Origin of the sequence: Exiguobacterium flavidum (assembly GCF_003344535.1) — a bacterium.
Taxonomy (GTDB): domain Bacteria; phylum Bacillota; class Bacilli; order Exiguobacteriales; family Exiguobacteriaceae; genus Exiguobacterium_A; species Exiguobacterium_A flavidum.
The window spans coordinates 50,452-65,027 of record NZ_QPKS01000011.1 but is presented as its reverse complement, the minus strand read 5'-3'; the positions used below and the strand labels follow the sequence as shown (position 1 = coordinate 65,027).

Genomic DNA, 14,576 nt, shown 5'->3' with positions numbered 1-14,576 from the left:
TCTCAAGGCAAGTATATCGGAAGTTTCAAAAGTATGTAGAATGGAAATGACTAGAAGGGAGTGATCTCGATGAAGGGAAGACTGCTGATCGCCGAAGATGAGGCAGGAATTCGTGACCTGCTCGCCCAGATGTTTCGGAAGGAAGGATACATGACGGACATCGCGGCAGACGGGAATGAGACGGTCGAACGTCTCGCGGCAGAGGAGTATGATCTGCTGCTGATGGATATGAACATGCCGGGGCGAAACGGGCTCGAGGTGCTGCAACATCTCGTCAAGACGGGCAACAGGATTCCGACGATCCTGATGACTGCGCTCGGCGAGGCAGAGACGATCGAGGAGGCAAGAAGACTCGGCGTCGTCGCATTCTTCGGCAAGCCGTTCGACATCTTCGAACTGAAGGCAGAAGTAGCTGTGCGCATCCGCACGGATGTAAGCGGTTAACCATTCACTTGGTCGTCACAATCGCAAGAAACAAGCGAAATGCTGTACTAGGAGCGGAAATGGTGTGTTATAATGAGTGCGAAATTGCACAATGAAGTGCATATCGCGATCAGAACAGGAGGATGTCATTATGCCGTTAGTATCTATGACAGACATGTTAAACAAAGCGCTCGAAGGAAAGTATGCTGTTGGTCAATTCAACATCAACAACCTCGAGTGGACGCAAGCGATTCTTGGTGCCGCAGAAGAAGAGAAGTCACCAGTTATCCTTGGTGTATCTGAAGGGGCAGCTCGCCACATGGGCGGATTCTACACTGTCGTCAAAATGGTCGAAGGTCTCATGCACGACATGAAGATCTCTGTACCGGTTGCGATCCACCTCGACCACGGTTCGAGCGTAGAGAAGTGTAAAGAAGCGATCGACGCAGGCTTTACATCTGTTATGATTGACGATTCACATAGCCCGATCGACAAGAACATCGAAACGACGAAAGCAGTCGTCGAGTACGCGCACTCTAAAGGCGTCTCGGTCGAAGCTGAAGTCGGTACTGTCGGCGGTCAAGAAGACGACGTCATCGGTGATGTCATGTACGCGAAGCTCGACGACTGCGTACGCATCGTAAAAGAGACTGGCATCGACACGCTCGCGCCAGCACTCGGTTCTGTACACGGACCATACAAAGGCGAGCCGAACCTCGGCTTCACAGAGATGGAAGAGATCCGCAACGCGACGAACCTTCCACTCGTCCTTCACGGTGGTACTGGAATCCCGAAACACGACATCGACAAGGCGATCTCGCTCGGTACATCTAAAATCAACGTCAACACGGAAAACCAGATCGCATTCGCGAAGGTCGTCCGTGAAGTGCTTGCTGCGAAACCAGAAGCATACGACCCACGCACGTTCATCCAACCAGGTCGCGACGCGATCAAGCAAACGGTCATCGGTAAGATCCGTGAGTTCGGTTCGAACAACCAAGCATAATTCTCAAAAGCACGGCGGACTTCGGTCTGTCGTGCTTTTTTTGTCGAACGGCCGGGAAATCGGGAAATCATTAGGTTTTAGACCTGAAAAAATTTATAATGAAAGAGTAAGCGATTACAGGGAGAGAAAGGGGTAATGAACAGTTATGAAATTCTTCATCGACACAGCAAACGTAGAGGACATCAAGAAAGCACACGCCATGGGGATCCTTGACGGCGTGACGACGAACCCGTCGCTCGTCGCGAAGGAAGGCGTCGACTTCCATACACGTCTGCGAGAGATTTGCGACATCGTCGGGGATATCTCCGTCAGTGCGGAAGTCATCGCGCTCGATGCGGAAGGGATGATCAAGGAAGGGAAGGAACTTTCGAAGATCGCACCGAACATCACGGTAAAGGTACCGATGACGCCGGCAGGACTCGAGGCGGTCGCTGCACTCTCGGCGGAAGGGATCACGACGAACGTCACGCTCATCTTCAACCCGAACCAGGCACTCCTCGCGGCACGGGCAGGGGCGACATATGTATCGCCGTTCCTCGGACGTCTAGATGACATCGGGCAGGACGGGATGGGACTCGTCGAGACGATCGCCCAGATCTTCATGATCCATGATATCCCGACGCAGATCATCGCGGCATCCGTCCGTAATCCGGTCCACGTCACGAACGCGGCGCTGGCCGGTGCGGACATCGCCACGATTCCGTTCAACGTCATCGAATCTTTGACACATCATCCGCTCACGACGCAAGGGATCGAAAAGTTCCTCGCCGACTGGGAGAAGGCACAGCAATAATCGACAGACAGGAAAGGTTGATGGAAACGTGGACATTTTGCATATCGTAGGACAACAGCGCCTAGAAGGAACCGTATCGATCAGCGGATCGAAGCAGAGCGCGATTCCGTGTCTCGCAGCAGCGCTCCTCACCGACGAGACGGTCGTTCTCGAAGGCGTGCCTGACATTCTCGATGTCGCGACGATGATTGAGATCATCGAAGCACTCGGAGCGAAAGTGACGCGTCAAGGCGATATGGTGACGATCGACCCAAGTAACGTCGAGCCGATGCCGCTGACAGGGATGGAGACGCGTAAGCTGCGCGGGTCCGTCTACCTGATGAGCGTGCTTGCGGCGCGTTTCAAGCAGGGCGTCGTCGGTCTGCCCGGTGGCTATGCCATCGGTCCTCGACCGCTGGATTTGCACATCAAGGCACTCGAGCGCCTCGGCGTCTCGATGCGAAACGAACAGGGCGTCTACTATCTCCGGGCGGAAGAATTGAAGGGGAACCGGGTCTATCTCGATCTTCCTTCATTCGGTGCGACGATCTCAGCGCTCCTCGTTGCTGTCATGGCGGAAGGGACGACCGTGATCGAGAACGCGGCGTGCGACCCGGAAGTCGTCGACGTCAGCACGATGCTCGCGAACATGGGGGCGAACGTCAAAGGGGCCGGCACGGACGAGATCCGGATCAAAGGGACACCGCATCTCGTCGGATGCCGCCATACGCTCATACCGGACCGGATGGAGGCGGGGACGTTCCTCGCGATGGGCGCCTGCCTCGGCAAGGTGACGGTCGAGAACGTCATCCCGCTCCATCTTGAAAGCATCATCCAGAAGCTCGAGCGCTTCGGCGCGAAGTTCGAGATCGGGGATGAGAGCGTGACTGTCGAAACGGGCGAGAAACGGCCGATCGACATCCGCGTGTTCCATTACGGCGGATTCCCAAGCGACCTTCAACCGGTCATATCGGCTGCGCTCCTCTTGCCTAAAGGCGCGAGCGTCGTCGTCGACAAGCTCTATCCGCAGCGCTTCCGGCACGTCCAGGAGATGCGGCGGATGAATGCCCGTATCACGCACGAAGATGCGTCGATCATCATCCGGGGCGGTGAAAAGCTTCTCGGTACGGAAATCGAGGCGAAGGACCCGCGCGGCGCGGCTGCGCTCGTGCTCGCCGGGATGCTCGCGTCAGGCGAGACGTCACTTTTGAACGCGGAAGTGCTCGACAAGAGCTACGAGCGGTTCGACGAGAAGCTGAAAGGGATCGGTGCCCTCGTCTGGAGAGAGACGGTCTGATCAAGTTTCACTTAGAAAAAGAGAGGGGACTTTGCACATGGAAAGAAGTTTATCAATGGAACTCGTACGGGTGACGGAGGCGGCGGCGCTTGCGTCTGCCCGCTGGATGGGGAAAGGCTTGAAGAATGAGGCGGATGATGCCGCGACGAGCGCGATGCGCGACGTCTTCGACACGATTCCGATGAAAGGGACGGTCGTGATCGGGGAAGGCGAGATGGACGAGGCGCCGATGCTCTATATCGGAGAGAAGCTCGGTAACGGATACGGGCCGCGTCTCGACGTCGCGGTCGACCCGCTTGAAGGCACGAACATCGTCGCGAAAGGGACATGGGGCGCGCTGGCCGTCCTCGCCGTCGCGGATGCGGGCGATTTGTTGCACGCTCCGGACATGTACATGGACAAGATCGCTGTAGGACCGGAAGCGGCAGGGCACATCAGCCTCGACGCGACGATCGAAGAGAACATCGCGGCGGTCGCGAAGGCGAAGAACAAGGAGATCGAGGACGTCGTCGTCACGATCCTCGACCGGGAACGGCATGAGGAGACGATCAAACGCATCCGTGCGACAGGGGCACGTATCCGTTTGATCGGTGACGGAGACGTCGCGGCAGCGATCAACACGGCTTTCCCGCATACAGGGATCGACATCCTGCTCGGATCAGGCGGCGCACCGGAAGGCGTGCTCGCAGCGGTCGCTTTGAAATGTCTCGGCGGCGAGCTGCAGGGACGGCTCCTCCCGGCGGACGAGGCGGAAGTGGCACGTTGCAAGAAGATGGGCATCGCGGATCCGTCGAAGATCCTCATGATGGATGATCTCGTCACAGGGGACGATTGCATCTTCGCAGCGACAGGCGTGACGGACAGCGAGCTGATGAAAGGCGTGCAGTTCACGGCGCAAGGCGGTCAGACGCATTCGGTCGTCATGCGGGCGAAATCAGGGACCGTCCGCTTCGTCGAGGGTATCCACTCGTTCAAGAAGAAGCCGAAACTCGTCATCAAATAAGAGAAACGCGCTCAGCCTGCCTCGAGAGGAGCTGAGCGCGTGTTTTTTTGTTCTCCTGGAGAAAGAAAAAAGCGGTAAGGCCGATGCCCTACCGCTTGAATCAACTATTAAAGGTATGAACCTGCGCCGACGAGACGCGAGCCCCAGTATCCTGATTTGAAGCTAGAGTACTTGACGCCGCCCGTTTCCGAGTTGATCATGCTCGACTTGCTTGTCGCGATTCCGACGTGCTGGATGCCGCTGCCGTGTGAGAAGAAGACGAGATCTCCTTGTTGGACTTTCGAGACGCTGACTTTCTTAGCTGAAGAGTACTGTGCGCTCGATGTACGCGGGAGTGTCTTGCCTGCTGCTTTTTTGTAGACGTAGCTCGTGTAGCCAGAGCAGTCGAATCCGCGAGTCGTCGTTCCGCCCCATACGTATGGAGTCCCTTTGTGCTTCGCAGCTTCCTTGAGGATGTTCGCGCGTTTGCCCGATGTGCCTGAAGTAGTGTATGCTTTCGTCGCTGTCGAAGTTTTGTATGTCTTGACGTAAGAAGAAGAGACGTAACGAGTCTTTCCTTTGTACGAGATCTTCGTCCAAGAACCTGACTTGCCTTTATAAGTGTAAGTTTGGCCGGCGTTTACTTTACCGACGATGCTTGCGTTAGTTGAAGGAGCTGTACGTACACGAAGCCCGTTGTCTGTCACCTTGACTTTCGTTACCGAAGCAGCTTCAACCTTACCTGTACCCGTAGCAGCAAATCCTGAAACTACCAATGCCGACATCGCAACCGTTGTGATGAAACGTTTCATGTATGTTTTCCTCCTGAGAATTCGTTATATATTTTAGTCGTTTTATATGCGAAACTATTGTTGACTACTTTTCCAATACCTCATCAATTCTTGCCGCAGAATTTTTTCCTGCACGATTATCTTATCACGCCGCCACTTCAAAACGTTTTTCAGTTCTGATACAAAAACCCCTACCCGTGTAATACAACTGAAATAAAGAGCGCTATTGTTACAGTGAGAAAATTCCTTCATCATATACGCAGGAACACGTCTTTTTGTGCTACCTTTTAGAAAAGTGATTCCCGCGATACGAATTGGGGTAATTTTTCTGAAATCGACTTTCGAAAGAATAAGGTGAAATGACCATGCCAACCGAAAAGAATGAAAAATCATATACGCTCAGCTCGCTCAGCGAGATGACGCTGAAAGAACTATACGAAATCGCGAAAGCGAAGGACGTTCCGCAATACCGCGAGGCGCGCAAGCGGGAGCTCATGTTCCGCATCCTGAAGGCACAGGCGGAATCGACAGGCCTCTATTTCCTTGAAGGAATCCTCGAGGTCATCCCGGGCAACCCGCAGTCCCAGAACGAGGGTGGCTTCGGCTTCCTTCGTCCGATCAACTACTCGCAGTCGTCCGAGGACATCTACATCGCAGCCTCACAGATTCGCCGCTTCAACCTTCGCAATGGCGACAAGGTGACGGGAAAGGTCCGTCCGCCGAAGGAGAACGAACGGTTCCAAGGTCTGCTCAGCGTCGAGGCCGTCAACGGCGAGGCGCCGGACACGGCCCGCAACCGCCTCTTCTTCCCGGCCCTGACACCGATCTATCCTGACCGGATGATGAAGCTCGAGACGGAGCCGCGCCATCTGTCCGTCCGCGTGATGGACATGATCGCACCGGTCGGCTTCGGACAGCGGGGATTGATCGTCGCGCCGCCGAAGGCCGGTAAGACATCTCTATTGAAGGAGATCGCGAACTCGATCCAGACGAACCATCCGGATGCCGAGCTGATCATCCTCCTGATCGACGAACGTCCGGAAGAGGTGACGGACATCGAACGGTCCGTGCCTGGAGCGGACGTCGTCAGCTCGACGTTCGACGAGACGCCGGACAACCATGTCCGGATCTCGGAACTCGTGCTCGAGCGCGCGATGCGCCTCGTCGAGCACAAGAAGGACGTCATCATCCTGATGGACTCGATCACACGTCTGACACGTGCCTACAACCTGACCGTTCCGCAGAGCGGCCGGACGCTCTCAGGGGGGATCGACCCGGCCGCCTTCCATAAACCGAAACGCTTCTTCGGGGCGGCCCGCAACATCGAGTTCGGGGGTTCGCTGACGATCCTCGCGACGGCGCTCGTCGAGACGGGGTCGCGGATGGACGACGTCATCTATGAGGAGTTCAAAGGGACAGGGAACATGGAGCTTCACCTCGACCGGAAGCTCGCGGAACGCCGCATCTTCCCTGCCATCGACATCCGGAAATCGGGAACACGCAAGGAAGAGCTTCTCCTGCCGAAGGATCAGCTCGATGCCTTGTGGACGATTCGCCGGACGATGAACGAATCATCGGACTTTGTCGACAGCTTCCTCCGCCGCATCCGTGACACGAAAACGAACGAGGAATTCTTCGCGGAACTCGAGAATGATAAGAAGAAATCAACCCGTCGCGCACCTGCCCGTCCGCGTGTCCAAAAAACGGATACGGACGTATAAAAAAGCTGTTGCGAGTCCTCGAAATTTAGTTTAGTATAGGAAGGTAACTTACTCTGGCTCAGCAAATGGACCAGGGCGGAAGGAGAGAAAACAACCATGAAACAAGGAATTCACCCAAAATACAACAAAGTCGTATTTATGGACTCTACTACTGAGTACAAATTCTTGTCTGGTTCTACACGTTCGTCGAACGAGACGATCACTTGGGAAGATGGTAACGAGTACCCGCTCATCCGCGTGGATGTGTCTTCGGACTCGCACCCATTCTACACAGGTCGTCAAAAGTTCAACGCAGCAGACGGTCGTGTCGATCGCTTCAACAAGAAATACGGCCGCAAGTAATCCTTGCGAACGAAAAAAGACAGCTCGTCCTTCATCAGAAGGGCAGGCTGTCTTTTTGTGTGTCCGGGACTTGGCGGTTCGCCCAGTAGGTGCGCAGGACGAGGATGAGCAGGATACCGGCCGTGATGCTCGTCACGTCTTCGAACAGGCGCGGATTGCCGAGGAACGACTCGATCATTTCCTCGATCGAGAAATGGCGTCCGAGGAAATAGCCGGCTCCGAGGAAGAGGCTGACCCAGATCGTCGCGCCGCCGTAGGCGTAGAGCGCGAACGTACGGAGCGGCATCTGTGAGACGCCGGCGAAGAAGGCGCTCAACTGGCGGAGGCCAGGGATGTAGTAGCCGATCAGGAGGACGACCTTGCCGTACCGGTTGAAGCCGGCCTCGGCCTGGATGATCCGCTTTTCAGGAATCCGCAGTTTCGGTGCGGCACGGTGGAGCAGCGGCATGCCGACCTTCGCACCGAGCAGGTAGCTGACGGTGACGCCGAAGTAACTGCCGAGGTAGGCGGCGAGGACAGTCCCGACGATCGGCATGTGACCGCGGTCCATCGAATAGCCGGACAGGACGAGCAACGTCTCGTCCGGGACGGGGAGCCCGATGATACCGCCCGCGAGCAGGAGTCCGAGACCGAATGCCCCGAACTGATGAATGATCTCCATGATGGCGTGCTGCATGAGCCGTCCTCCTTCCGTCCTTGTTTCTCTTCTTATAACCCTACAGGAAATGTCTTACAGGTGAAAGGGGAGGAACGAAAAATTCCTGAAGTCTTCAAAAATCGCCTGCCGGAACGGCTCAGAAGGCGAACGTCAATTCGCTTGGCAAGTCAATACTTTATCTGAAGTTCTTTTCGGGCTATACTCGTGTACGTGACTATTGAAGAGGGCGGTGTGTGCATTGATGCATGTGATAAACCAGTATGGCTGGATTGAAGTGATTTGCGGCAGCATGTTCTCCGGGAAGTCGGAGGAGCTGATCCGCCGCGTGCGCCGGGCGCAGTACGGGAAGCTTCCCGTCCAGGTGTTCAAGCCGGCGATCGACGACCGGTACCATGAGGAGCATGTCGTCTCGCACGTCGGCAACTCGGTGACGGCGATCCCGATGACGTCGAGCCGGGCATTATACGAAGCCGTACAGGAAGAGACACAGGTCGTCGCGATCGACGAGGTCCAGTTCTTCGACGACGAAATCATCAATGTGATCGAAGCGCTCGCGAAGGACGGGAAGCGCGTCATCTGCGCAGGGCTCGACCAGGACTTCCGGGCGGAGCCGTTCGGCAAGATGCCGGAGCTGCTCGCGCGTGCGGAGTTCGTGACGAAGCTGCAGGCAATCTGTCTGTCGTGCGGTGATCCGGCGTCCCGGACGCAGCGCCTGATCGACGGCAAGCCTGCCACCTACACCGATCCGATCATCCTCGTCGGTGCATCGGAGTCGTACGAACCGCGCTGCCGCCACTGCCACGAGGTGCCGGGCAAGCCGAATCCGCTCGCACAGTCGGCCGGCGAACATCAGTAAGCGAAGAAGGAACAAATGCGAAGAGGTCATCCTCCCGGCTAGGGATGATGACCTCTTTTTCGTCGTGCTTCAGCCGGCGAGCTCCTCAGCCAGACTCTCGATGAAGCGGAGCGTCTCCTCGACGATCAGCTGCTGATCGTTGTCGAGCGTCGCGACGTGATAGGAGTTCGGCAGGCAGCGACATCGCTTGTTCGAAGAAGCGAGCAGCTCATACAGCCGTCTCGAGTTATCGGGCGGGACGACGTGGTCGACCGCGGAATAAAGGACGAGCGCGGGTGTATCGACCGACGACAGGTGAGGGAGCGTCTGTTCGATCAGGGCGAGGAGTTTCTTCGCGGCGCGGGTCGGCACGGTATCATAGACGATCTCATGGACGCCTGTCGCCTTGATGTCCGGAGCATCCTCCTTCAGATGAGTCGGGCAGTCGTCGCCGAGCGACTGATACCCCGGGACCGACAGCGCGGCATTGATCGTGACGATCCCGTCGAACGGGACGCCTTCTTGTGCGAGGGCGAGCGCAAGCGTCGCGCCCATCGATTGTCCGGCGACGATGACTGTCTCGCAACGCGCGGCGAGCAGGTCGTACCCTTCACGAACGCTCTGTTTCCAGTCCTCGAAGCAGGCAGCCTCGAATTCGCGGCAGTCGGTCCCGTGCCCGTGCAGACGCGGGGCGAACACCGTCAGGCCATGCGCGGCGAACGTCTCGCCGACGGTGCGCACACTTTGCGGCGTCGCATTGAAGCCGTGGCAGAGCAGGATGCCGGTCGGTCCTCCTGCGAGATAGAACGCTTCCGCTCCTTCGATGACGGGATAGGTCGTGTTGTGCATGTATGTTCCTCCTTGGGACTAGACTGACGCCTTAAAATAAAAAAGACTCCTTTTGGACGAAAAAAAGGAGTCGAAGCTCTTCTTCATCATCCAAAGCATACGCTTTGCTGGTCGGGAGCACCTTGCGGAATGCAGGTTGCCGTGGAGTCATGAAGCCAGGTCTCTCGTCCACTCTTGATAATATATAGGAATTGTCGGGATTGAAAATAGTATGGGAAGATGATACCAGTTCGGGGAGGAGGAAGTCAACTCCATGTCCGGCAAGCGAAGCCGAACAGTCGAACCAGACGGGCTTCAGGCAGGGCTGCCGTGAAAGCTTCCTTCTTCCCAGCATAATACCCACCTATTTTAAAAAGAGAGGAAATGGCGCGAATGCAAGCGATTTCGCAAGCTTGTTTTCTCAAAATAGTTTTGACAATATTGTAAATGTTCTGAAAAATAGAGAGGAACACATCTTTCATCATGCTAGAAAGTGGGGTCAGCACTTATGGATTTCGATAAGTTAATCGCGGACGTCTCCAACTTCGTTTGGGGACCGCCGCTCCTCGTCCTGATCGTCGGGACAGGGATCTATCTGACGGCACGGCTCGGGTTCATTCAGATCACGAAGCTGCCGTATGCTCTGAAGCTTGCCTTCTCGAAGCATCAGGACAAATCATCTGCAGGGGACATCAGTCATTTCCAGGCACTGATGACCGCACTCGCTGCGACCGTCGGTACGGGGAATATCGTCGGTGTCGCGACGGCAGTCGTGCTCGGGGGGCCGGGCGCCGTCGTCTGGATGTGGCTGTCCGGATTGTTCGGGATGGCGACGAAGTACGCGGAGGCGATCCTCGCCGTCAAGTACCGTGTCGTCGATGAGAAAGGACAGATGGCCGGGGGGCCGATGTACTATCTCGAACGGGGATTGAAACAGAAATGGCTCGCCGTCATGTTCGCCGTCTTCGCATCGGTCGCGGCGTTCGGAATCGGGAACGGGGTACAGACGAACTCGGTCGCGCTCGCGCTCAAGTCGACGTTCGACATCCCGCTCGTCGTCACGGCGATCACGCTCGTCATCCTGACGGGCGTCGTCATCATCGGCGGCGTCCACTCGATCGGACGCGTCGTCAGCTTCTTCGTTCCATTCATGATCATCTTCTACGTCGGAAGCGGTCTGCTCATCCTCGTGATGAACTACGACCTCATCCCGGGTGCGTTCGCGACGATCTTCTCGAGCACGTTCAGTGCGGAAGCGATCGCCGGCGGTGCGATCGGGGCAGCGATCCGTTACGGTGTCGCGCGAGGCGTCTTCTCGAACGAAGCGGGTCTCGGTTCGGCACCAATCGCAGCAGCTGCTGCGAAGACGGACTTTCCGGGACGCCAGGCGCTCGTGTCGATGACGCAAGTCTTCCTCGACACGCTCGTCGTCTGTTCGATCACGGGCATCACGCTCGTCATGGGGAAACAGTATGACAGCGGACTCGAAGGGGTAGAGTTGACGATGGCGACGTTCGAGATGTTCCTCGGACCTGCCGGCAAGTACATCATCACGATCGGACTCGTCATGTTCGCCTATTCGACCGTCCTCGGCTGGTCGTACTATGGCGAGAAGTCGATCTACTACCTGTTCGGTCAACGCTCGATCCTGCCTTACCGGATCGCGTTCGCACTCGTCGCGGGACTTGGCGCGATGACGACGAACCTCAACATGGTCTGGGCACTGTCTGACATCTTCAACGGCCTGATGGCCATCCCGAACTTGATCGGACTGGTCGGTCTGTCGGGCGTCGTCATCGCCGAGACAAGAATCTTCCGGGCACAGCTGAAGAAGGAAGAGGAAGAACGAAAACGCGTCTCCTGACGCAACCGGCCCCGTCGCATCCGTGCGCGGGGCTTTTTTGATGCGATGGGGAATGAAAAAGACTGCATGCTACGATGAATGAGGAGGGATGAAGATGACGAAATTGATATTGATCGAAGGGCTGCCGGGCGCGGGCAAGAGCACGATCTCAGAGGCGCTCGCGAGGCACTTGGCGAACGTCAGACACTATACGGAAGAGGCGCCGGATCACCCGGTCGACCTCGACGGCGTCGCCGTCCTGAGCCGGGAGGAGTGGGAAGCCGAAGAGCTTCCGGATTCGGCGATCCATGACGAAGGGAGTTACGGGCGCCTCGTCCGCTACGGTACGCTCGCTGAGGACCAGGCGAAACGGTTGTCGGAAAAGGACGCCTACAGCCTGCCGTTCGCGGCGCACGTCGAGCTGATGAAGGAACGATGGACGCGTTTCGCGGGTCGCGCCGCACAGGAGGAGGCGGTCTACCTGTTCGACTGCGCCTTCCTGCAGAACCCGCTGACGATCGGGATGATCTCGCAGGACGTCGAGGAGGAACTCGTCACGCGTTACATCGAGGACGTCAGCCGCCTGATCGAGGCGCTCGATCCCGTTCTCATATATATAGAAGAAAACGACGTCTCGGCCTCGTTCAGGCGCGCCTATGCAGAGCGGCCGGACGGGTGGAAACACGGCTTCGTCGACTACTACACGGGTCAGGCGTATGGCATCAAGCACGGGTTGACCGGGATCGAAGGGACGATCGCCGTGATGAAGGAGCGCAAGAAGCGGGAGCTCGCGCTGCTCGGGCGGCTCGGCGTCAAGTCGTTCCGGATCGTCAACGAGCGGGATGCGTCACCTGATGAACTTGCGTTGCGCATCGTGACGGACATCGGACTCAAGACCTCTGCTCAATGAGCAGGGGTCATTGTTTTGCAATCAGAAGCTGACAGAACGTTTACACTTCCTACAATTTCCCTTTACTTTCCTCCGCTAAAGTAAAAGACGGAAACGCCATTCACTTTAAGGGGGAAACAACCATGAACAAGAAGATGCTTAAAAAAGTCGTCCCGGTCGCCGCACTGTCGACGCTCGCGCTCAGCGCGATGATCGGAGCAGGTCAAGAGGCACCGGCTGAGGCAGGAGTGAAGGCGAAGAAAGGTCCTGAAATCCGCAACGTCATCTTCCTGATCGGTGACGGGATGGGCGTGTCGTACACGTCGGCTCACCGCTACATGACGGACGACGCGTCGACGAAGCACGTCGAGAAGACGGCGTTCGACCAGTACCTCGTCGGACAACAGATGACGTACCCGGAAGACCCGGCTCAGAACGTGACGGACTCGGCGTCAGCCGCGACGGCGATGGCGACGGGCGTCAAGACATACAACGCGGCAATCGCGGTCGACAACGACAAGACGCCGGTCAAGACGGTGCTCGAGGCGGCGAAGGAGAAGGGCAAGTCGACCGGTCTCGTCGCGACGTCGGAGATCACGCATGCGACACCGGCCTCGTTCGGTGCGCATGACGAGAGCCGCAAGAACATGAACGCGATCGCAGACGACTACTATAACGAACTCGTCAACGGCGGTCATAAGATCGACGTCATGCTCGGCGGGGGCAAGAGCAACTTCGTCCGGCCTGACGCGGATTTGACGAAGAAGTTCGCAGAGGACGGCTACAGCTACGTCACGGACAAGCAGTCGCTCCTGAAGGATAAGAACGAGCGTGTCCTCGGCTTGTTCGCGGACGGCGGCATGCCGAAGAAGATCGACCGCGAAGCATCGACGCCTTCGCTCGAAGAGATGACGAACTCCGCGCTCGACCGCCTGAAGACGAACAAAAAGGGCTTCTTCCTGATGGTCGAAGGCAGCCAGGTCGACTGGGCTGGGCATGACAACGACATCGTCGGCGCGATGAGCGAGATGGACGACTTCGAGAAGGCATTCAAGGCGGCGATCGCCTTCGCGAAGAAGGACAAGCACACGCTCGTCGTAGCGACGGCCGATCACTCGACAGGCGGCTACTCGATCGGTTCTGACGGCGTCTATAACTGGTTCGCGGGTCCCGTCCAGGCGGCGAAGAAGACACCGGACTTCATGGCCGATAAGATCGCGAAGGGCGCGGGCGTCGAGGAGACGCTGAAGACGTACATCGACCAGAACAAGCTCGCCCTGACGCAGGAAGAGATCGCATCCGTCGAGAAGGCGGCTGAGTCGAAGAAGGTACTCGATATCGATAACGCGATCGAAGCGATCTTCAACGAACGTTCACACACAGGCTGGACGACAGGCGGACACACAGGGGAGGACGTTCCGGTCTATGCATACGGACCGCAATCGGAACGCTTCGCAGGGCAGATGGACAACACGGACCACGCCCGCATCATCTTTGATCTGCTGAAAAAGTAAGGGGGATTTGACATGTTGAAACGGAAATGGCTCGGTCTCTCTGCACTCGCGCTCCTCTTGACGGGTTGCGCGGAGGAGCAGACGCGACCTGTCGCGAAGCAGGCGGAAGCGGCGCCGCTCGAGAAAAAGGACGTCTACGTCCCGAATCCGCAGGTGACGGACGATCGTAAGCTGCTGACTCCAGGTCAGTCGGTCGCGGACCGGAAAGGTGAGCTGACGCTGAAGAAGATCAATCAGACGGAACGAAAGATCACCGTCGGACCGGTCGAATTGACCGTCCATGACGAGAAGGTGTTCCATGCCCGGCCGGACTACGGGATGATCGATTTCTTCCACGGCTTCACGCACGACGAGTCGTTCGATGTCTGGAAGACGCGCGTCACCGTCCGCAACACGGGAGACGAGCCGGTCCGTTTCAACCCGGTCGCGCACGTGTTCCTCGGCAAGGAAGAGAAGACGCTCGAAGACGACATCTATCTCGAAGGACTCGGCAAGGAGCTCGCGCCGCACGAGAAGAGGACGGGCAACATCGGCTTCATCGTCGAGCAGGAACCGAAGACGGTCGAGTGGTGGACGAGCGACGCCGTCGACGGGTACAAGAAGAGCATCGAAAAAGGGAAACAGATTCCGGTGAAATGAAAAATTCCTCTCGAACGTCATGCGACGTAAGAGAGG

15 protein-coding genes and 1 riboswitch are annotated in these 14,576 nt (G+C 57.1%); of the genes, 12 read left to right on the top strand and 3 right to left on the bottom strand.

The window, feature by feature from the left end:
- Positions 1-69 precede the first annotated feature (69 nt).
- The 5 genes from DFG60_RS11165 (at position 70) to glpX (ending at position 4,501) form a co-directional block, all read left to right on the top strand.
- Positions 70-444 (top strand): response regulator, encoded by a 375-nt coding sequence (locus DFG60_RS11165; protein WP_114571855.1) that lies wholly within the window; start codon positions 70-72, stop codon positions 442-444.
- Positions 445-574: 130 nt separating this feature from the next.
- A complete protein-coding gene (gene fba / locus DFG60_RS11160; RefSeq protein ID WP_114571854.1) occupies positions 575-1,429 on the top strand; it encodes a class II fructose-1,6-bisphosphate aldolase in 855 nt (284 codons plus the stop codon).
- Between the two features lie 145 nt (positions 1,430-1,574).
- Positions 1,575-2,222: a fructose-6-phosphate aldolase gene (fsa, locus tag DFG60_RS11155; protein ID WP_114571853.1), complete on the top strand. Its 648-nt coding sequence runs from the start codon at positions 1,575-1,577 to the stop codon at positions 2,220-2,222.
- Positions 2,223-2,250: 28 nt separating this feature from the next.
- On the top strand, positions 2,251-3,498 hold the full coding sequence (murA, locus tag DFG60_RS11150; RefSeq protein WP_114571852.1) for a UDP-N-acetylglucosamine 1-carboxyvinyltransferase: 1,248 nt from the start codon (positions 2,251-2,253) through the stop codon (positions 3,496-3,498).
- Positions 3,499-3,535: 37 nt separating this feature from the next.
- Positions 3,536-4,501, top strand: a complete 966-nt coding sequence (glpX, locus tag DFG60_RS11145; RefSeq protein ID WP_114571851.1) for a class II fructose-bisphosphatase — start codon at positions 3,536-3,538, stop codon at positions 4,499-4,501.
- A 107-nt stretch (positions 4,502-4,608) separates the two neighbouring features.
- Here the strand turns inward: glpX and DFG60_RS11140 are convergent, their stop codons facing one another.
- Positions 4,609-5,292 (bottom strand): C40 family peptidase, encoded by a 684-nt coding sequence (locus DFG60_RS11140; RefSeq protein ID WP_114571850.1) that lies wholly within the window; start codon positions 5,290-5,292, stop codon positions 4,609-4,611.
- A 344-nt stretch (positions 5,293-5,636) separates the two neighbouring features.
- Here DFG60_RS11140 and rho point away from each other — a divergent pair, with 344 nt between their 5' ends.
- Positions 5,637-6,992 carry a transcription termination factor Rho gene (rho, locus tag DFG60_RS11135; RefSeq protein ID WP_114571849.1) on the top strand — a complete coding sequence of 452 codons (1,356 nt, stop codon included), beginning with the start codon at positions 5,637-5,639 and terminating at the stop codon, positions 6,990-6,992.
- A 96-nt stretch (positions 6,993-7,088) separates the two neighbouring features.
- Positions 7,089-7,334 carry a type B 50S ribosomal protein L31 gene (locus DFG60_RS11130; protein ID WP_114571848.1) on the top strand — a complete coding sequence of 82 codons (246 nt, stop codon included), beginning with the start codon at positions 7,089-7,091 and terminating at the stop codon, positions 7,332-7,334.
- A gap of 34 nt (positions 7,335-7,368) precedes the next feature.
- On the opposite strand, the gene DFG60_RS11125 is transcribed toward DFG60_RS11130, so the two are convergent.
- On the bottom strand, positions 7,369-8,010 hold the full coding sequence (locus tag DFG60_RS11125) for a DedA family protein (protein ID WP_114571847.1): 642 nt from the start codon (positions 8,008-8,010) through the stop codon (positions 7,369-7,371).
- A gap of 220 nt (positions 8,011-8,230) precedes the next feature.
- Here DFG60_RS11125 and DFG60_RS11120 point away from each other — a divergent pair, with 220 nt between their 5' ends.
- A complete protein-coding gene (locus DFG60_RS11120; RefSeq protein ID WP_114571846.1) occupies positions 8,231-8,848 on the top strand; it encodes a thymidine kinase in 618 nt (205 codons plus the stop codon).
- Between the two features lie 69 nt (positions 8,849-8,917).
- Here DFG60_RS11120 and DFG60_RS11115 read toward each other — a convergent pair whose 3' ends face one another.
- Positions 8,918-9,676: an alpha/beta hydrolase gene (locus DFG60_RS11115; RefSeq protein WP_114571845.1), complete on the bottom strand. Its 759-nt coding sequence runs from the start codon at positions 9,674-9,676 to the stop codon at positions 8,918-8,920.
- Positions 9,677-9,756: 80 nt separating this feature from the next.
- Positions 9,757-9,860, bottom strand: a riboswitch (SAM riboswitch).
- A 303-nt stretch (positions 9,861-10,163) separates the two neighbouring features.
- Here DFG60_RS11115 and DFG60_RS11110 point away from each other — a divergent pair.
- The 4 genes from DFG60_RS11110 (at position 10,164) to DFG60_RS11095 (ending at position 14,540) form a co-directional block, all read left to right on the top strand.
- Positions 10,164-11,519, top strand: coding sequence for an alanine/glycine:cation symporter family protein (locus DFG60_RS11110; protein ID WP_198661588.1), 1,356 nt, complete (start codon positions 10,164-10,166; stop codon positions 11,517-11,519).
- Positions 11,520-11,613: 94 nt separating this feature from the next.
- Positions 11,614-12,408, top strand: coding sequence for a P-loop NTPase family protein (locus DFG60_RS11105; RefSeq protein ID WP_114571843.1), 795 nt, complete (start codon positions 11,614-11,616; stop codon positions 12,406-12,408).
- Between the two features lie 122 nt (positions 12,409-12,530).
- The gene (locus tag DFG60_RS11100) at positions 12,531-13,901 is read left to right on the top strand and encodes an alkaline phosphatase (protein WP_114571842.1); all 1,371 of its coding nucleotides are present in this window, start codon (positions 12,531-12,533) and stop codon (positions 13,899-13,901) included.
- Between the two features lie 12 nt (positions 13,902-13,913).
- Entirely contained in the window at positions 13,914-14,540 is a 627-nt protein-coding gene (locus DFG60_RS11095; protein ID WP_114571841.1) for a DUF4352 domain-containing protein, read from the top strand.
- Positions 14,541-14,576 lie beyond the last annotated feature (36 nt).